The organism is Rhodopseudomonas sp. NSM (genome assembly GCF_052445935.1).
Taxonomy (GTDB): domain Bacteria; phylum Pseudomonadota; class Alphaproteobacteria; order Rhizobiales; family Xanthobacteraceae; genus Rhodopseudomonas.
The window spans coordinates 96,352-110,027 of the sequence record NZ_JBQTCH010000011.1; the positions used below are offsets into that span (position 1 = coordinate 96,352).

Consider the following 13,676-nt stretch of genomic DNA (forward strand, 5'->3'; position numbering starts at 1 on the left):
CACGTCCAATCGGAATCAGGGGGAGAACTGCATGCCGCAAGCGACCGTCGATCGCGCGTCGGAATTTCTCGGCGGTCTGTTCACCAGCCTCACCGAGCGCGGGCGCAGCCTGTTCAAGTCGAGCAGCGACCAGCCGAAGAACAAGGACGAACTGATATCGCTCGGCGAGGCGCTGCTGTCGCGCCGTGGCGAGGCCACCGGCGTGGCGATGGCGAGCGCATTGCTGTCCGGCTACGACGGCGCCACAGAAGAGGATCAGCTCGGCTTTCTCGACGCGCTCGCAGAACAGTTCGGGCCCGACCTCGCGCAGCTCACGGCAGCCGTCGAAACCTTCCATGTCAGCGGCGCCTCACCGGATGCCGCCTCGCAACTCCTCAAGGCCGCAGAGCCGCGCCGGCAGGAGCTGATCCGCCGGCTCAACCTCGCGCCGGGCGGCACCGCGTCGCTGGTGCGGATGCGCGAGGCAGTGCTGGCGCATCTGCGCGACCATCAGCAACTCAGGAATGTCGACGACGATTTCGTGCATCTGTTCACCTCCTGGTTCAACCGGGGCTTTCTGGTGCTGCAACGGATCGACTGGAATTCGCCCGCCAACATTCTCGAAAAGATCATCCGCTACGAGCAGGTCCATGCCATCCATAATTGGGACGATCTGCGCGCGCGGCTGGCGCCGGCTGACCGGCGCTGCTACGGCTTCTTCCATCCGCAGCTGGTCGACGAGCCGCTGATTTTCGTCGAGGTGGCGCTGACGCTGGACCGGCCCGTGGCGATCGCGCCGCTGCTCGATCTCGACCGCGAGCCGATCGCCGCGAAGGCCGCCACCACCGCGGTGTTCTATTCGATCTCCAACACCCAGAAGGGCCTCGCCGGGATTTCCTTCGGCAATTTCCTGATCAAGCAGGTGGTCGAGGAGATCAAGCGCGAACTGCCCAATGTGCAGAGCTTCGTCACGCTGTCGCCGGTGCCGGGTTTCGCGAAGTGGCTGAAGCAGGAGCGCGCCAACGAGGAGTCGGCACTGCTCGATGCCTCCGCCCGCGCCGAACTCGCGGTGCTGGAGACGCCGGACTGGCAAGAGGACCCCGAGGTCGCCGAGCGCATCAGGCCGCTCGTGCTGCCGCTGGCCGCCGCGTACTTCCTGCAGGCGAAGAATCCGCGCGGCCAGCCGCTCGATCCGGTGGCGCGCTTTCACCTCGGCAACGGCGCGCGGCTGGAGAGCCTCAATTTCCTCGGCGACCGCTCGCCGAACGGGATGCGGCAATCCCATGGGCTGATGGTGAACTATCTCTATGCGCTCGACGAGATCGAGAACAATCACGAAGCCTTCGTCGAGCGCGGCAAGGTCGCCGCGGCGTCCGCCGTGCGCCGACAATTGCCGTCGAAACTGCTGACTGCCGAACCGCGCAAGAGCAACGGCGCGAAGCCTGCCGTGCCGCTGACAATCGCTCCGCCGGCGTGAGGCTTTGGGCCCAATACAATGAGGCAATGACTAACCCCGTCATTGCGAGCGAAGCGAAGCAATCCAGAACGCCGTGCACTGAGCTGGATTGCTTCGTCGCTTCGCTCCTCGCAATGACGGATCGCATCTTCGAGGAGAAGCAATCATGAGCTGGATGCCCACGATCGATCCGGAGCTCGGCGACCCGAAGACCTGCGACGCGCTCGAACTGATCATCGTGCCGCGCACCCGCGATCTCGGCGACGGCTTCGCGGTGCGCCGCGCGCTGCCGCACGGCAAGCGGCAGATGGTCGGGCCGTTCATTTTCTTCGATCATTTCGGCCCGGTGCAGTTCATCGCCGGCAAGGGCATGGACGTGCGGCCGCATCCGCATATCGGGCTGGCCACCGTCACCTATCTGTTCGACGGCAAGATCATGCACCGCGACAGCGAGGGCAATATTCAGGAAATCGCCCCCGGCGCGATGAACCTGATGACCGCCGGCCGCGGCATCGCGCATTCGGAGCGCACGCCCGACGTCGAGCGCCGCGACGGCCAGGCGATGCTCGGCCTGCAGAGCTGGATCGCCCTTCCCAAAGGGTCCGAGGAAATCGCCCCGTCGTTCCAGCACTTCGCCGCGGCGACGCTGCCGACCGTGACCGACACCGGCTTCACCGCGCGGGTGATCGCCGGCTCGGCGTTCGGCAAGAGCTCGCCGGTGACGATGGTGTCGCCGTGGTTCTACGCCGAGGTCAACGCGACGGCGGGCACCGCCGTGCCGCTCGATCCCGACCACGAGGAGCGCGCGATCTATCTGGTCGACGGCGAGATCGAGATCGCCGGCGACCGTCACGTTGGTCCGCGCCTCCTGATCTTCCGCCCCGGCGACCGCATCACCGTCCGGGCCGTGACCGACGCGCGGATGATGTTTCTCGGCGGCGACGCGCTGGAGGGCCCACGCCATATCTGGTGGAATTTCGTCTCGTCGAGCAAAGAACGCATCGAACAGGCCAAACAGGACTGGAAAACCGGCCGTTTCGCCGCTGTTCCGAACGAGAGCGAGTTCATTCCGCTGCCGGAATGATACACTCCCCGCTCCTTCGTTCCGCGCCGCCGGTCCGCCGGCCGACGCCTGCTGCCTGAAAGACCGCCCATGACCACGATGCTCTCGAGTGACCTGCCGCTGGAAAAGATCGGCCGCGGCAAGGTGCGCGACATCTACGCCGTCGACGCCGACCGGCTGCTGCTCGTCGCCACCGACCGGATCAGCGCCTTCGACGTGGTGATGGCCGAGACCATCCCGATGAAGGGCGCGGTGCTGACCCAGATCAGCGCCTGGTGGTTCGACCAGCTCGGCGGCGTGGTGCCGCACCACATGATCAGCGCCGACACGGCCGAGATCATCGACGCCGTCCCCGCGCTGAAGCAGCATCGCGACACGCTCGCCGGCCGGACCATGCTGTGCCGCCGCACCACGGTGTTTCCGGTCGAGTGCGTCATCCGCGGCTACATCACCGGCTCGGCCTGGAAGGAATACGTTGCGTCCGGCACGCTGGCCGGCGAGGCGCTGCCCGAAGGCCTGCAGGAAAGCGAGCAGCTTCCCTCGCCGATCTTCTCGCCGGCGACCAAGGCCGAAACCGGCCATGACGAGAACATCACGATCGCGCGGATGCGCGAGATCGTCGGCGACGAAGACGCCTACACGCTCGAGAGCATGACGCGGGCGGTCTACACCCAGGGCGAGGCCATCGCCCGCGAGCAGGGCATCATCATCGCCGACACCAAATTCGAATTCGGCCGCGACGCCAATGGCCGCATCATCCTGATCGACGAGGTGATGACGCCGGATTCGTCGCGGTTCTGGGCCGCCGACGCCTATCAGCCGGGCCGTCCGCAGCCCTCCTTCGACAAGCAGCCGCTGCGCGACTATCTCGACGCCGAGCGCCGCGCCGGCCGCTGGAACGGCGAAGCGCCGCCGCCGAAACTGCCCGACGCGGTGGTCGACGCCACCAGCGCCCGCTATCTCGACGCCTATCGGCGGCTGACCGGCGGCGATCTCGTGATCTCCTGACGAGATGATGTCGCGCAAGGCGGGCTTCGAAACCCTGCATCCGGAGACAGACTCATGAACGAAACGGTGCTGATCGAACGCGACGGCCCGGTGACAATCATCTCGATCAACCGCCCCGAGCGTCGCAACGCGGTCGACGGCGCCACCGCGAAGAAGCTGTACGACGCCTTCCTCGCCTTCGACGCCGACGAGACATCGTCGGTTGCGGTGTTCACCGGCGAGGGCGGCACGTTCTGCGCCGGCGCCGACCTCAAGGCGGTGGCGGCGGGCGACAGCGAGCGATCGCGGGACATCGCCGGCCACGACACGCTCGCGCCGATGGGCCCCAGCCGGCTACGGCTGGGCAAGCCGGTGATCGCGGCGATCGAAGGCCATGCGGTCGCCGGCGGGCTCGAACTGGCGCTGTGGGCCGACATGCGGGTCGCCGCCGAGGACGCCATTTTCGGGGTGTTCTGCCGCCGCTTCGGCGTGCCGCTGATCGACGTCGGCACCATCCGGCTGCCGCGGCTGATCGGCCATTCGCAGGCGATGGACATGATCCTCACCGGCCGCCCGGTCTCCGGCATCGAGGCGCAGCGAATGGGCCTCGCCAACCGGCTGGTCCACCGCGGCGAAGCCGCGCTGCACGCGATCACGCTCGCCAAGGAGATCGCGCAATTCCCGCAGACCTGCCTGCGCGCCGACCGGCTGTCGGCGCTGCAGCAATGGGACCTCGCCGAGGAAGACGCCATCATGAACGAAATGCGCGGCGGCCTGAAGGTGATCCAGTCCGGCGAAACCCTGTCCGGCGCCGAACGCTTCACCCAGGGCGAAGGCCGGCACGGCAAGTTCTGAGCGGGCGAAGCAGCGAAGCTGACTCGCCGCGCTTACCCGTCATCCTGAGGTGCGCGCTCTTGCGCGCCTCGAAGGATGAGCCGCAGGCACCGCGCTTGACGCCGCATCCTTCGAGGCACGCCCAACGGGCGTGCGACTCAGGATGACGATTCAATCCGTGTAGCAGCGCAGTCTACGGAGCAGCTGCGACCGGAATCAAATCGGCGACCTCAAAACAGCTTCAGCCCCTTCAAACTCGCATGGCCGTTCTTGCCGACAATGATGTGATCGTGCACCGCGACGCCGAGCGGTTCGGCGATCGCCACGATGGTCCTGGTCATCTGGATGTCGGCCTGCGACGGCGTCGGGTCGCCGGAGGGGTGGTTGTGCACCATGATCACCGCGGTCGCCGACAATTCCAGCGCGCGCTTGACGATCTCGCGCGGATAGACAGGGGTGTGGTCGACGGTGCCGACCTGCTGCAGTTCGTCGGCGATCAGCTGGTTGCGCTTGTCGAGAAACAGGATGCGGAACTGCTCCCTGTCGGCGAACGCCATGGTGGTCCGGCAGTAATCGATCACCGCCGACCATGACGACAGCACGGTGCGGCTCTTGACCTGCCCCTTGGTGACCCGCGCCGCCGCCGCCGCGACCAGCTTGATCTCGGTGATCGCGGCCTCGCCGAGGCCGGAGACCTCGCGCAGCCGCGCCTCGGGCGCGTGCATCGTCTCGGCGAACGAGCCGAACCGGGCGATCAGCGCCTTCGCCAGCGGCTTGACGTCGCGGCGCGGCAGCGCGCGGAACAGCACCAGTTCCAGCAATTCGTAGTCGCTGAGCGCGTCGGCGCCGGCGTCGCGAAACCGCTCGCGCAACCGCTCTCGATGACCGTGATAATGCGGCGCCTCGGCGAAGCCCGGCTGCTCCAGTTGCTCGCTGCTGTCTGCTGGCATCGGTCGCGTCGCGTTGCTGATCGCCTCAACCATGCCGTGCGCCGCGGCTTTTGCAACCGCCAATTGGCCGATGTCCCAGGCGGGAACGCCTCTCCGCTCAGTCCGCCGTCGGCAGCCGCCGCATGGTGAATTCGATGGTGTCGTCCGGCAGTTCGCGCCAGCTCTCGACGCCGCTCATATAGGCCGCCTTCGGCCAGGCCTCGAGAAACTCCCGCGCCCGGGCGCGGGCAGCGGGCCGAGGCAGGACAAAAGTCTCGCGCAGGAAGCCGTCGGCCGGCTTGCTGCGCCGCGCCATCCGCTCCGCCAGATCGCGGGGCCGGTCGTGCTGGCGATTGACCATCCTTCAAACTCCGCTACGCTACTACCGGCAATATAGGAGTAGCAGGGAACGAATCCGAGTCCCTGCGCTTGAGTCCGGCCTGTTCGGTTCCGTGTAGTGTCCTGCGTCAGTGGAGTATGCGTCAATGGCCCCCCGCGCCAATTGGAAAGGCTTTTTGCGGCTGTCGCTGGTGACCTGTCCGGTGGCGCTGTTTCCCGCCACCTCGGACGCGGAAAAGATCAGCTTCAACCAGATCAACCGCAACACCGGCCATCGCATCAAATACGTGAAGGTCGACGCCGACACCGGCGAGGAGGTCGCCTCCGACGACATCATGAAGGGCTACAAGGTCGATACCGATAGCTACATCGAGATCACCAAAGACGAGCTCGACGCGATCGCGCTGGAGTCGACCAGGACGATCGAGATCGATCAGTTCGTGCCGAAATCCGAGATCGACGATCTGTATCTGGTGCGGCCGTACTACATTGTGCCCGACGGCAAGGTCGGCCACGACGCCTATGCGGTGATCCGCGAGACCATCCGGTCGATGGACCGCGTCGCATTGGCCCGCGTGGTGCTGACCAACCGCGAACACGTCCTCGCGCTGGAAGCGCGCGACAACGGCCTGATGGGCATGCTGCTGCGCTATCCGTATGAAGTCCGCGATGCCGCGGACTATTTCGACGACATCCAGGACGTCAAGATCACCAAGGACATGCTCGATCTCGCCCGGCACATCGTCGAGCAGAAGTCCGGACATTTCGAGCCGGACAAGTTCGAGGATCACTACGAAGCGGCGCTGACCGAGCTGATCAACAAGAAAGTCAGCGGCCAGCCGCTCGCCGCCAAGGCGCGCCCGCGCGGCGACAACGTCGTCGACCTGATGGACGCCCTGCGCAAGAGCCTCGGCAATGCCAAAGCCGAGCCCGCGGCCAAGGCCGCGCCGGCCGAGAAGTCCGCGGCCAAGCCGGCCAAGGCGAAGAAGCGCAAGACCGCGCCGGGCCAGAAGGAAATGCTGCTGCCGATCAGCGGCGCCAGGACCGCCGCCGCGAAGGACGAGGCCGGCAAGGCCAAGAAGCCCGCCCGCAGTACAGCCGGTGGCAAGGCCCGCCAGGCGGGCTGACGCGTTCGACCGTGCGAGACCCGTTTGGGCCCGATGGCATCGGAACCGGCGCCCTCGACTGCTGATGTGATGCGTTCTGTTCAGGTCGGCATATAGAGTTCGTTAACGAGGCAGCCCTAGTTCTAGTACTGGGTAAAGCGTACAATGCTGCCGGATCGTCGATGAAAGAAGACCCTGCTGCTTCGGTTTTGCCGGACGAAGTCCGCGTACGGCTCTATGATCAGGCCCTGAATGACGCTCGCATCGGCGCCTGGGAATGCGACCTCGAGACCGAACGCCTGAGCTGGACCTCGGGCGTCTACGACATCTTCGGCTTTCCGGTGGGCAACCCGCTGCGGCGCACGAGCATCGTTGATCTCTATGTCGACGAATCGCGGCGCAACATGGAGCTTGCGCGCGCCGAGGTGATCCGGAGCGGTCGCCCGGTCACGCTCGATACCGAGATCAGAACGTGCCGCGGCGAAAGGCGCTGGATGCGCCTTTCGATCAATGCGGCGCGACAGGGCGGACGGCCGGCGCGGATCTTCGGCTCCAAACAGGACGTCACCTCCGATCGACAGGCCATCGAGAGCCTCCGGCAGCAGGCCGAGACCGATCCGCTCACCGGGCTGGCCAATCGTGCCCTTTTCCAGGTCCGCTATCGCGAGATCGTCAACGACGCCCTGAATCACGGCTTCGCCTCGGCGCTCGTTCTGATCGACCTCGATGGCTTCAAGGAACTCAATGATACGCTCGGTCATCTGGCCGGAGACGCATGCCTGTGCGAGGTCGCGCAGCGTCTGCGCCGCGCCTTCCACGATGCCGGCCTGGTCGGCCGGCTCGGCGGCGACGAATTCGTGATCATTCTGCGGGCTCCGACCCATCCCGCGCGGATCGCCCATGTGCTGCAGCAGACCGTCGTGATGTTGAACCGACCGCTGTTCTGGAACGGTCGCCGCATCGAGATCAGCGCCTCGATCGGAGCCGCTCTGGTCGGCCGTCCGCATCGCCGGCGAATCGCCGAGTTGTTCGCGGAAGCCGACCTCGCGCTCTACGAGGCGAAGGCCGCCGGCCGCAACCGCGCGCATCTGTTCGGGGACGAAGGGCAAAGCCGGGCGGCTTAGAGCGGGACGCGGGCGGACCGACGGAGCCGCGCCTTCGCCGACGTTGCGCATGCGCGAGCGAACGCACGACCGTGTCGGTCAGGACGCGCACCGGACCGGTCATGGTCTCGTTCCGCGCAGGATCAGGACAGCGCGCCCGGCCGGACAAATCGCGAGCTTTTCGCCGCCTTGCTAAACGGTTCGAGAATGGCGCGCTGCACCGGGTGAAGAAGAGAACTATGTCTACGCCATAGCCAGCCCTCTAGGCTCGCCCAAATGCAACGCCCCGAGGATCAGGCAAAATTCCACCAGGCCAGGACTATCGCGATGCATACTTCATCTGAAGGGTACAAGACCGGTGCCAGGGCCTATGTCAGCGGGCGACCAGGCTATCCGCCCGAGGCGCTGGACTGGTTGCGCGGCATCGTGGGTGTTGGACCCGGCAGGAAAGTCCTGGAGCTGGGTGCCGGAACTGGAAAGTTCATGCCCTTGCTGCGGCAATGCGGAGGAACGCGCATTGCCGTCGAACCCATTGATGCCATGCGCGCGCAACTCATGGCCGACTTTCCGGAGGTCGAGGCCCTCGCCGGTTCGGCCGAAGCCATCCCTTTGCCAGACGCATCCGTTGATGCCGTCGTCTGCGCGCAGGCCTTCCACTGGTTCGCCAACGCGGCTGCCTTGCAGGAGATCAGACGCGTTCTGTCGCCGGGCGGCGTGCTGGGGCTCATCTGGAACGGGCGAGATGAGACTGTGCCATGGGTCGCTGAACTGTCCGCCATCACGGACAAGTGGGAAGGAAATACGCCCCGCTATGTGACAGGCGAATGGCGTCGCGTATTTCCCGCACCGGGGTTTGAGTTTGTCGACGAACGACACGCCCGCAACGCACATGTCGGGACGGCAGAACAGGTCATTATCAAACGGACATTATCCGTCAGTTTCATCGCGGCCCTGCCTCAGCAGAAACAGGCCGAAGTCGAAGAGCAGGTGCGCGCGCTGATCGCGCGAACCCCCGAACTCTCCAAGGGCGGTGACATTTCCTTCCCTTATGAGACGAGCATGTTTGCCTATCGCACGATCTAATCAGAGCCAACGTCAGGCACTCGACTTGCTTCCTTGGACGATCCATAAATTATTCTCTCACTACTCTATGGATCATCCAGTTGGACCCGCTCAGCGATGTGATTGCCCTGCTACGGCCGAACACGGCCATCTCCAAGCCCATCTCCGGTCGGGGTGCATGGGCCGTGCGCTACGCCGCCCACGACGCCCCCGGCTTTACGATCATTCTCAAAGGCGAATGCTGGATTGCGTTTGAGGGCGAGGAGCCCTTGAGGGCGGAGACGGGCGCATTCGTACTGGTGCCCTCAACACCCGCCTTCACCTTGAGCAGTCGTCCCGGGATGATCGGGACGCCGACAGATCCGATGGACGTGCCTGTTCGCCATGGCGAGCAGGAGGGTGAGGCGGATTTCGAGTCGCTGGGCGGCACGTTTCGCATCGAGGCGGCCACTGCGCCGCTGCTGATTGCCCTGCTACCGCGGATGATCCACGTTCCGCCGTCCGGGGGGCGATCGGCACGGCTCGGTCGGCTGATTGATCTCATCGCCGAGGAGTGCCGTGGCGATGAGCCGGGCAAGGATATGATCCTCCAGCGCGTGTTGGAGGTGTTACTTGTCGAAGCCCTTCGCTCGCAGGGTGCGGCGATGGACGAGGAGCGCGCCGGTCTGCTGCATGGCATGCGCGATCCGGCCCTGGCGCGGGTCCTTGCGGCCCTGCATGCGGATGTGCGCGCAGACTGGACGGTTGCAAGCCTTGCCCGCATCGCCGGCCAATCGCGTTCCGCCTTTGCGGCGCGCTTCGGGGCTGTGCTCGGCTGCGGCCCGATCGAATATCTCGCCCGCTGGCGCATGGCGCTGGCCAAAGATGCATTGCGGCGCGGGGCCAAGACACTCGACCGGATCGCCGACGACATCGGCTACGAATCCGCCAGCGCCTTCAGCACGGCGTTCCGCAAGCGGCTCGGCTGCCCGCCGGGACAATTCGCCCGGAGGAATGGCAGCGTCGACCACGCCTGAAATCAAAGCGCGGCGATCTCCTTTACCGATCTGGACGATTGAACAATAGAAATGGATTTTGAATTATAGGTCGTCTGGTAGACCAGGACTATCAAGGAACCATCAGATGAATTGAGGTTCCTATGCAAACGATCCTGATCACCGGCACATCCTCTGGCTACGGCCTGGAGACGGCGCGCCATTTCCTCGACAGGGGCTGGAATGTCATCGCAGCGATGCGCCGCCCGGACCCCGGCCTTTTCCCTGCCTCGCCCCGGCTGCGTCTTCTGCCGCTCGACGTGATGAATGACGAGAGCATCGCCGCCACCGTCGCGGCGGCCGGGCCGATCGACGTGCTGGTCAACAATGCCGGCATCGGCGTCGTCGGCGCGTTCGAGGCGACACCCATGGCGCATGTCCGCAAGGTCTTTGCCACCAACACGTTCGGCGTCATGGCCATGTGCCAGGCGGTCATTCCGCAGATGCGCGAACGCCGCTCCGGTGTGATCGTCAATGTCACGTCGAGCGTGACGCTGGCCGCCATGCCGCTGGCGGCGGCCTATACCGCCAGCAAGCAGGCGATCGAGGGCTTTACCGGCTCGCTGGCGCATGAGCTTGGCTACTTCAATGTCCGCGCCAAACTGGTCGAACCCGGCTATGCCCCGACGACACGCTTCGCGGAGAACACGGACCTGCGGATCGAAGACCTGATCCCCCCTGCCTATGCCGGCTTCGCGACGCCCATCTTCGCGGAATTTGCTCACCCCGCCATGACGACGAAGGAAGCGGAGGTCGCCGCGGCCGTATGGGACGCGGTCCACGATAGGTCAGGCCAGCTTCAGTTTCCGGCTGGAGCCGACGCGGTTACACTCTACGAAGCCCGTCATCCGTGAGCGCAAAAGCGTCCTGATCATCACAGAACAATTAGCGCGGCATCGGCTCCCGCCGGTGCCGCCTGCTCTTCGATCATCTTTCCCATCCGGGACGCGAACCTCTCTCCGCCGAATGCCGCCGTTTTCACACGCAGAGCGAGGGAGTTTCCTGCGACTGCCGTCCGGCGCACAATCGACGGTTATCGCGTACTTTAGCGTGCAATCGCGGAATTTGGCGCGCCCGAAAGGATTCGAACCTCTGACCCCCAGATTCGTAGTCTAACAGGTGCCATTGTTCCGGCGGGGCAAAACTGCAAACCGGGCAGGAAGCCGCGGAAGGCTTTTCAATGGGTTAGCCGGCCGATTGCAAACTGTTAGGTGCTGCCGTGAGCATGCACCGGCGAACGCCCGCACGGCCGAAATCGTCGGCCGGATCAGACGCCATCCGCACCTTGCGCAGCTCGTGGATCGCGGCGAGACCATGCGCGCGTAAGCGCTTCCGCATCGACGACTCTGAGATCCCCGCAATCGACGGGGGCGCCCTTCTATGAGCTGGCAAGCGACCTCGTGGGCGGCAAAGCAGGTGACCGGATCGCCGGCGCGGAAGGCGCTGTTGCTGGCGCTGGCGAACTATGCCGACGCCGCCGGCATGTCCTATCCCGGCCAAGACACGCTCGCGCGCGACACTGAGCAGAGCATCGATACGGTTCAACGCCAAATGAAGCACCTCGCCGCCATCGGCCTGGTGCGGATCGAAAAGCGACCGGCGGTGAAGGGGCAATGGCCTGGCCTCGTCTACTTTCTGGCGATGCCTGTTGCAGAAATATCCGAGCCGCAAATTGCGGCCCGGTCCGCGCCGCACAGCTCTGCGTCCCGGTCCGGCGGCCACCGTGCCGCAAAACACCCCCCCGCCGTGCCGCAAAACGCCCCTTCACCGGGCCGCACAGCTTTGCGGCACGAACAGATAGAACAGATAGAACTTGCGCGCGGGGGCGCCCGCGCGAGCGCGACAGCTCGCGCTGTGCCGGCTGAACCGCCCAGGGCTGCCGAGGGGGACTTGCGGAAACGCAGCGCCTTCGCCGGCCGGCTGGGGGCCGGTGGTGAGGCATTGAGGCTTCGGATCGGTGATGACCGATTCGCGGCGTGGTTCGGCAAGGTCGAGCTGATCAGCGAGGTCGACGGCGAGATTGTGCTGTCCGCCCCGACGGCGTTCGCTCGCGACCACATCATCGCGCAATTCGAGACCGACGTGGAAGCCGCCTGGCGTGGCACCATGCCCGGCTTCCGGCGTGTCGTGATCGTGCACCAGCGAGGCGCGGCATGATCGCAGCCCCTCCCCGCACCAACGGAGGTTTTTTCCATCGTGGCAAGAACCCCCGAGGTTTGCTCCACCATGGGGCAAACCGGCTCGATCATGGCGCGGTTGCGCGCCACCATGGCGCGGTCCCTCCCGGAGGTTTGCGGCGCCGTGGCGCACACCTCCGGAGCGGTACGATGGCAGTCACAATCGGCGGAGGTTTCGGGCGCGGCATCCGGAACCTCCGCGTCGGTTTCTCCCAAAGTGAGGGAAACCGCCGAGGTTTGCTTCACCACGCACTCAGTGCGGCGGGCCGCGGCCTCCCCCCGCCCCTCCGGGCCCGTGCGACTGCGCAAACCCTCTCCGGATGGCATGGACCACCACCTATTACCAACGATCCATCAAATGTTGCAGAATGGCCACCGACAGTTGCGAGAGTTTGCGATAGTACGCTACTAACTGTCTCACACAAGATGTGTCTGGGGCACAGGCCTTTCTCGCGCCGCAGAGATAGTTGCGATAGTTTTCGCGCGCGTATGTATGCGCGAGAGGGGGTGGGGGAGCCGTGGCACCCCGGCGTTTGGACCACCCCTGCGTGGGCAGCGAACAATGACTCACGCGCGTATAGGGGAAAACTCTCTCTACTCTCGCACAATTCAACTAACTCACTCTCTCCACTACATAAAAACTCTCGCAATCTTTTCTACAAACTCTCTCTAACTATCGCAAACCCTCTCTCTTCCTCAGAGCAATCGATACCTCCTTGATGATCGGCTTTGAAACCTAGTCAGTACCGGATCGGAACTAACAAACTCGGGCGAAATGGAGCGGACGATGACGACGACACTTGTGGCGGGCGATCTTAAGGTGATCGATGGAGGCCTGAGGCTGGCCGACATTCGGTTGGCCGATGCGCTGGGCAAGAAGCCGGTCAACCTTCGAAGGCTGATCGATCGAAACCGCGCCGAGCTTGCGGGGTATGGCGGAATCATCGGGTCGCCCGCGTCGGGCAAGCGGCCGATCGATGCCGAGTACTGGTTGAACGAGGAACAGGCGTTGCTCATCTGCGTGCTGGCGCGGTGCGAACGCTCGCCGGCGGTTCGCCGGGATCTGATCGAACTGTTCACGCGGCAGCGGGTGACCCTGTTGCGCGAATGCCGGCTGATTTTCGGGACGCAGGCGGCCGCGAAGCTGTGGCGGCAATTCGGCCTTCCCGCGGTCGATGACGAGCCGGCTACGAAGCCTGCCCAGCGAGCCAAGCGCGCGTATGTCGACCAGGTAGGGCGCTTCCTCGCCGCCTCGACGCTGCGGCGGCCCGGCGCGCAGGTGCAATCGAGCGTCCTGTACGCGGCTTACAAGTCGTGGAGCAGCTCGACCGGTGCCGAGCTTGTGCTGAGCCAGAAGATGTTCTCGCTTATCGTCTCGGACCTGGGCTTTGCGAAGCGCTGCTCCAGCGTGATGTTCTTCGCCGGGCTGGCGCTGGTCAACCACCTCGCCCCGGTGGCTGGCGGCGCGGCGCATGGTCGGGTGGGCTGAGGCGGGTCCTTCCCCGCCAAAGCAACCCGCGGGTACGGGGGACCGCGGGATTTCAGGCTCTGAGATAAATTTTATAGCTCAAGTGAAAGCACTAAAAAGGCCGGCATTTGCGCATTTT

At 65.0% G+C, this 13,676-nt stretch carries 13 protein-coding genes; 11 read left to right on the top strand and 2 right to left on the bottom strand.

What is annotated here, in order from left to right; all coding sequences use genetic code 11:
- The first annotated feature begins 31 nt into the window (after positions 1 to 31).
- The 4 genes from ACTZWT_RS23015 (at position 32) to ACTZWT_RS23030 (ending at position 4,340) form a co-directional block, all read left to right on the top strand.
- Positions 32 to 1,456, top strand: coding sequence for a malonyl-CoA decarboxylase (locus ACTZWT_RS23015; protein ID WP_444772007.1), 1,425 nt, complete (start codon positions 32 to 34; stop codon positions 1,454 to 1,456).
- Positions 1,457 to 1,601: 145 nt separating this feature from the next.
- Positions 1,602 to 2,519 (top strand): pirin family protein, encoded by a 918-nt coding sequence (locus ACTZWT_RS23020; RefSeq protein ID WP_444772008.1) that lies wholly within the window; start codon positions 1,602 to 1,604, stop codon positions 2,517 to 2,519.
- Positions 2,520 to 2,588: 69 nt separating this feature from the next.
- Entirely contained in the window at positions 2,589 to 3,506 is a 918-nt protein-coding gene (locus ACTZWT_RS23025) for a phosphoribosylaminoimidazolesuccinocarboxamide synthase (RefSeq protein ID WP_444772009.1), read from the top strand.
- 54 nt (positions 3,507 to 3,560) lie between these two features.
- The gene (locus ACTZWT_RS23030) at positions 3,561 to 4,340 is read left to right on the top strand and encodes a crotonase/enoyl-CoA hydratase family protein (protein WP_444772010.1); all 780 of its coding nucleotides are present in this window, start codon (positions 3,561 to 3,563) and stop codon (positions 4,338 to 4,340) included.
- Between the two features lie 209 nt (positions 4,341 to 4,549).
- Here the strand turns inward: ACTZWT_RS23030 and radC are convergent, their stop codons facing one another.
- The gene (gene radC / locus ACTZWT_RS23035; RefSeq protein ID WP_444772011.1) at positions 4,550 to 5,269 is read right to left on the bottom strand and encodes a RadC family protein; all 720 of its coding nucleotides are present in this window, start codon (positions 5,267 to 5,269) and stop codon (positions 4,550 to 4,552) included.
- A 97-nt stretch (positions 5,270 to 5,366) separates the two neighbouring features.
- Positions 5,367 to 5,609 (bottom strand): hypothetical protein, encoded by a 243-nt coding sequence (locus ACTZWT_RS23040; protein WP_444772012.1) that lies wholly within the window; start codon positions 5,607 to 5,609, stop codon positions 5,367 to 5,369.
- A gap of 124 nt (positions 5,610 to 5,733) precedes the next feature.
- On the opposite strand from ACTZWT_RS23040, the gene ku reads away from it, so the two are divergent.
- The 7 genes from ku (at position 5,734) to ACTZWT_RS23075 (ending at position 13,558) form a co-directional block, all read left to right on the top strand.
- Positions 5,734 to 6,714: a non-homologous end joining protein Ku gene (ku, locus tag ACTZWT_RS23045; RefSeq protein ID WP_444772013.1), complete on the top strand. Its 981-nt coding sequence runs from the start codon at positions 5,734 to 5,736 to the stop codon at positions 6,712 to 6,714.
- Between the two features lie 161 nt (positions 6,715 to 6,875).
- Positions 6,876 to 7,817 carry a diguanylate cyclase domain-containing protein gene (locus ACTZWT_RS23050; RefSeq protein WP_444772014.1) on the top strand — a complete coding sequence of 314 codons (942 nt, stop codon included), beginning with the start codon at positions 6,876 to 6,878 and terminating at the stop codon, positions 7,815 to 7,817.
- A gap of 255 nt (positions 7,818 to 8,072) precedes the next feature.
- Positions 8,073 to 8,879, top strand: a complete 807-nt coding sequence (locus ACTZWT_RS23055) for a class I SAM-dependent methyltransferase (protein ID WP_444772015.1) — start codon at positions 8,073 to 8,075, stop codon at positions 8,877 to 8,879.
- Positions 8,880 to 8,959: 80 nt separating this feature from the next.
- A complete protein-coding gene (locus ACTZWT_RS23060) occupies positions 8,960 to 9,874 on the top strand; it encodes an AraC family transcriptional regulator (RefSeq protein ID WP_444772016.1) in 915 nt (304 codons plus the stop codon).
- Between the two features lie 122 nt (positions 9,875 to 9,996).
- Complete coding sequence (locus ACTZWT_RS23065; RefSeq protein WP_444772017.1) at positions 9,997 to 10,746, top strand: SDR family oxidoreductase; 750 nt, start codon at positions 9,997 to 9,999, stop codon at positions 10,744 to 10,746.
- A gap of 526 nt (positions 10,747 to 11,272) precedes the next feature.
- Positions 11,273 to 12,049 carry a helix-turn-helix domain-containing protein gene (locus ACTZWT_RS23070; protein ID WP_444772018.1) on the top strand — a complete coding sequence of 259 codons (777 nt, stop codon included), beginning with the start codon at positions 11,273 to 11,275 and terminating at the stop codon, positions 12,047 to 12,049.
- Between the two features lie 807 nt (positions 12,050 to 12,856).
- Positions 12,857 to 13,558, top strand: coding sequence for a hypothetical protein (locus ACTZWT_RS23075; protein WP_444772019.1), 702 nt, complete (start codon positions 12,857 to 12,859; stop codon positions 13,556 to 13,558).
- The last annotated feature ends 118 nt before the right edge of the window (positions 13,559 to 13,676 follow it).

Excerpts from the sequence above, each read along its gene's own strand:
- ACTZWT_RS23015 (WP_444772007.1), top strand. The coding sequence starts at position 32 with ATGCCGCAAGCGACCGTCGATCGCGCGTCGGAATTTCTCGGCGGTCTG.
- ACTZWT_RS23020 (WP_444772008.1), top strand. The coding sequence starts at position 1,602 with ATGAGCTGGATGCCCACGATCGATCCGGAGCTCGGCGACCCGAAGACC.
- ACTZWT_RS23025 (WP_444772009.1), top strand. The coding sequence starts at position 2,589 with ATGACCACGATGCTCTCGAGTGACCTGCCGCTGGAAAAGATCGGCCGC.
- ACTZWT_RS23030 (WP_444772010.1), top strand. The coding sequence starts at position 3,561 with ATGAACGAAACGGTGCTGATCGAACGCGACGGCCCGGTGACAATCATC.
- radC (WP_444772011.1), bottom strand. The coding sequence starts at position 5,269 with ATGCCAGCAGACAGCAGCGAGCAACTGGAGCAGCCGGGCTTCGCCGAG.
- ACTZWT_RS23040 (WP_444772012.1), bottom strand. The coding sequence starts at position 5,609 with ATGGTCAATCGCCAGCACGACCGGCCCCGCGATCTGGCGGAGCGGATG.
- ku (WP_444772013.1), top strand. The coding sequence starts at position 5,734 with ATGGCCCCCCGCGCCAATTGGAAAGGCTTTTTGCGGCTGTCGCTGGTG.
- ACTZWT_RS23050 (WP_444772014.1), top strand. The coding sequence starts at position 6,876 with ATGAAAGAAGACCCTGCTGCTTCGGTTTTGCCGGACGAAGTCCGCGTA.
- ACTZWT_RS23055 (WP_444772015.1), top strand. The coding sequence starts at position 8,073 with ATGCAACGCCCCGAGGATCAGGCAAAATTCCACCAGGCCAGGACTATC.
- ACTZWT_RS23065 (WP_444772017.1), top strand. The coding sequence starts at position 9,997 with ATGCAAACGATCCTGATCACCGGCACATCCTCTGGCTACGGCCTGGAG.
- ACTZWT_RS23070 (WP_444772018.1), top strand. The coding sequence starts at position 11,273 with ATGAGCTGGCAAGCGACCTCGTGGGCGGCAAAGCAGGTGACCGGATCG.
- ACTZWT_RS23075 (WP_444772019.1), top strand. The coding sequence starts at position 12,857 with ATGACGACGACACTTGTGGCGGGCGATCTTAAGGTGATCGATGGAGGC.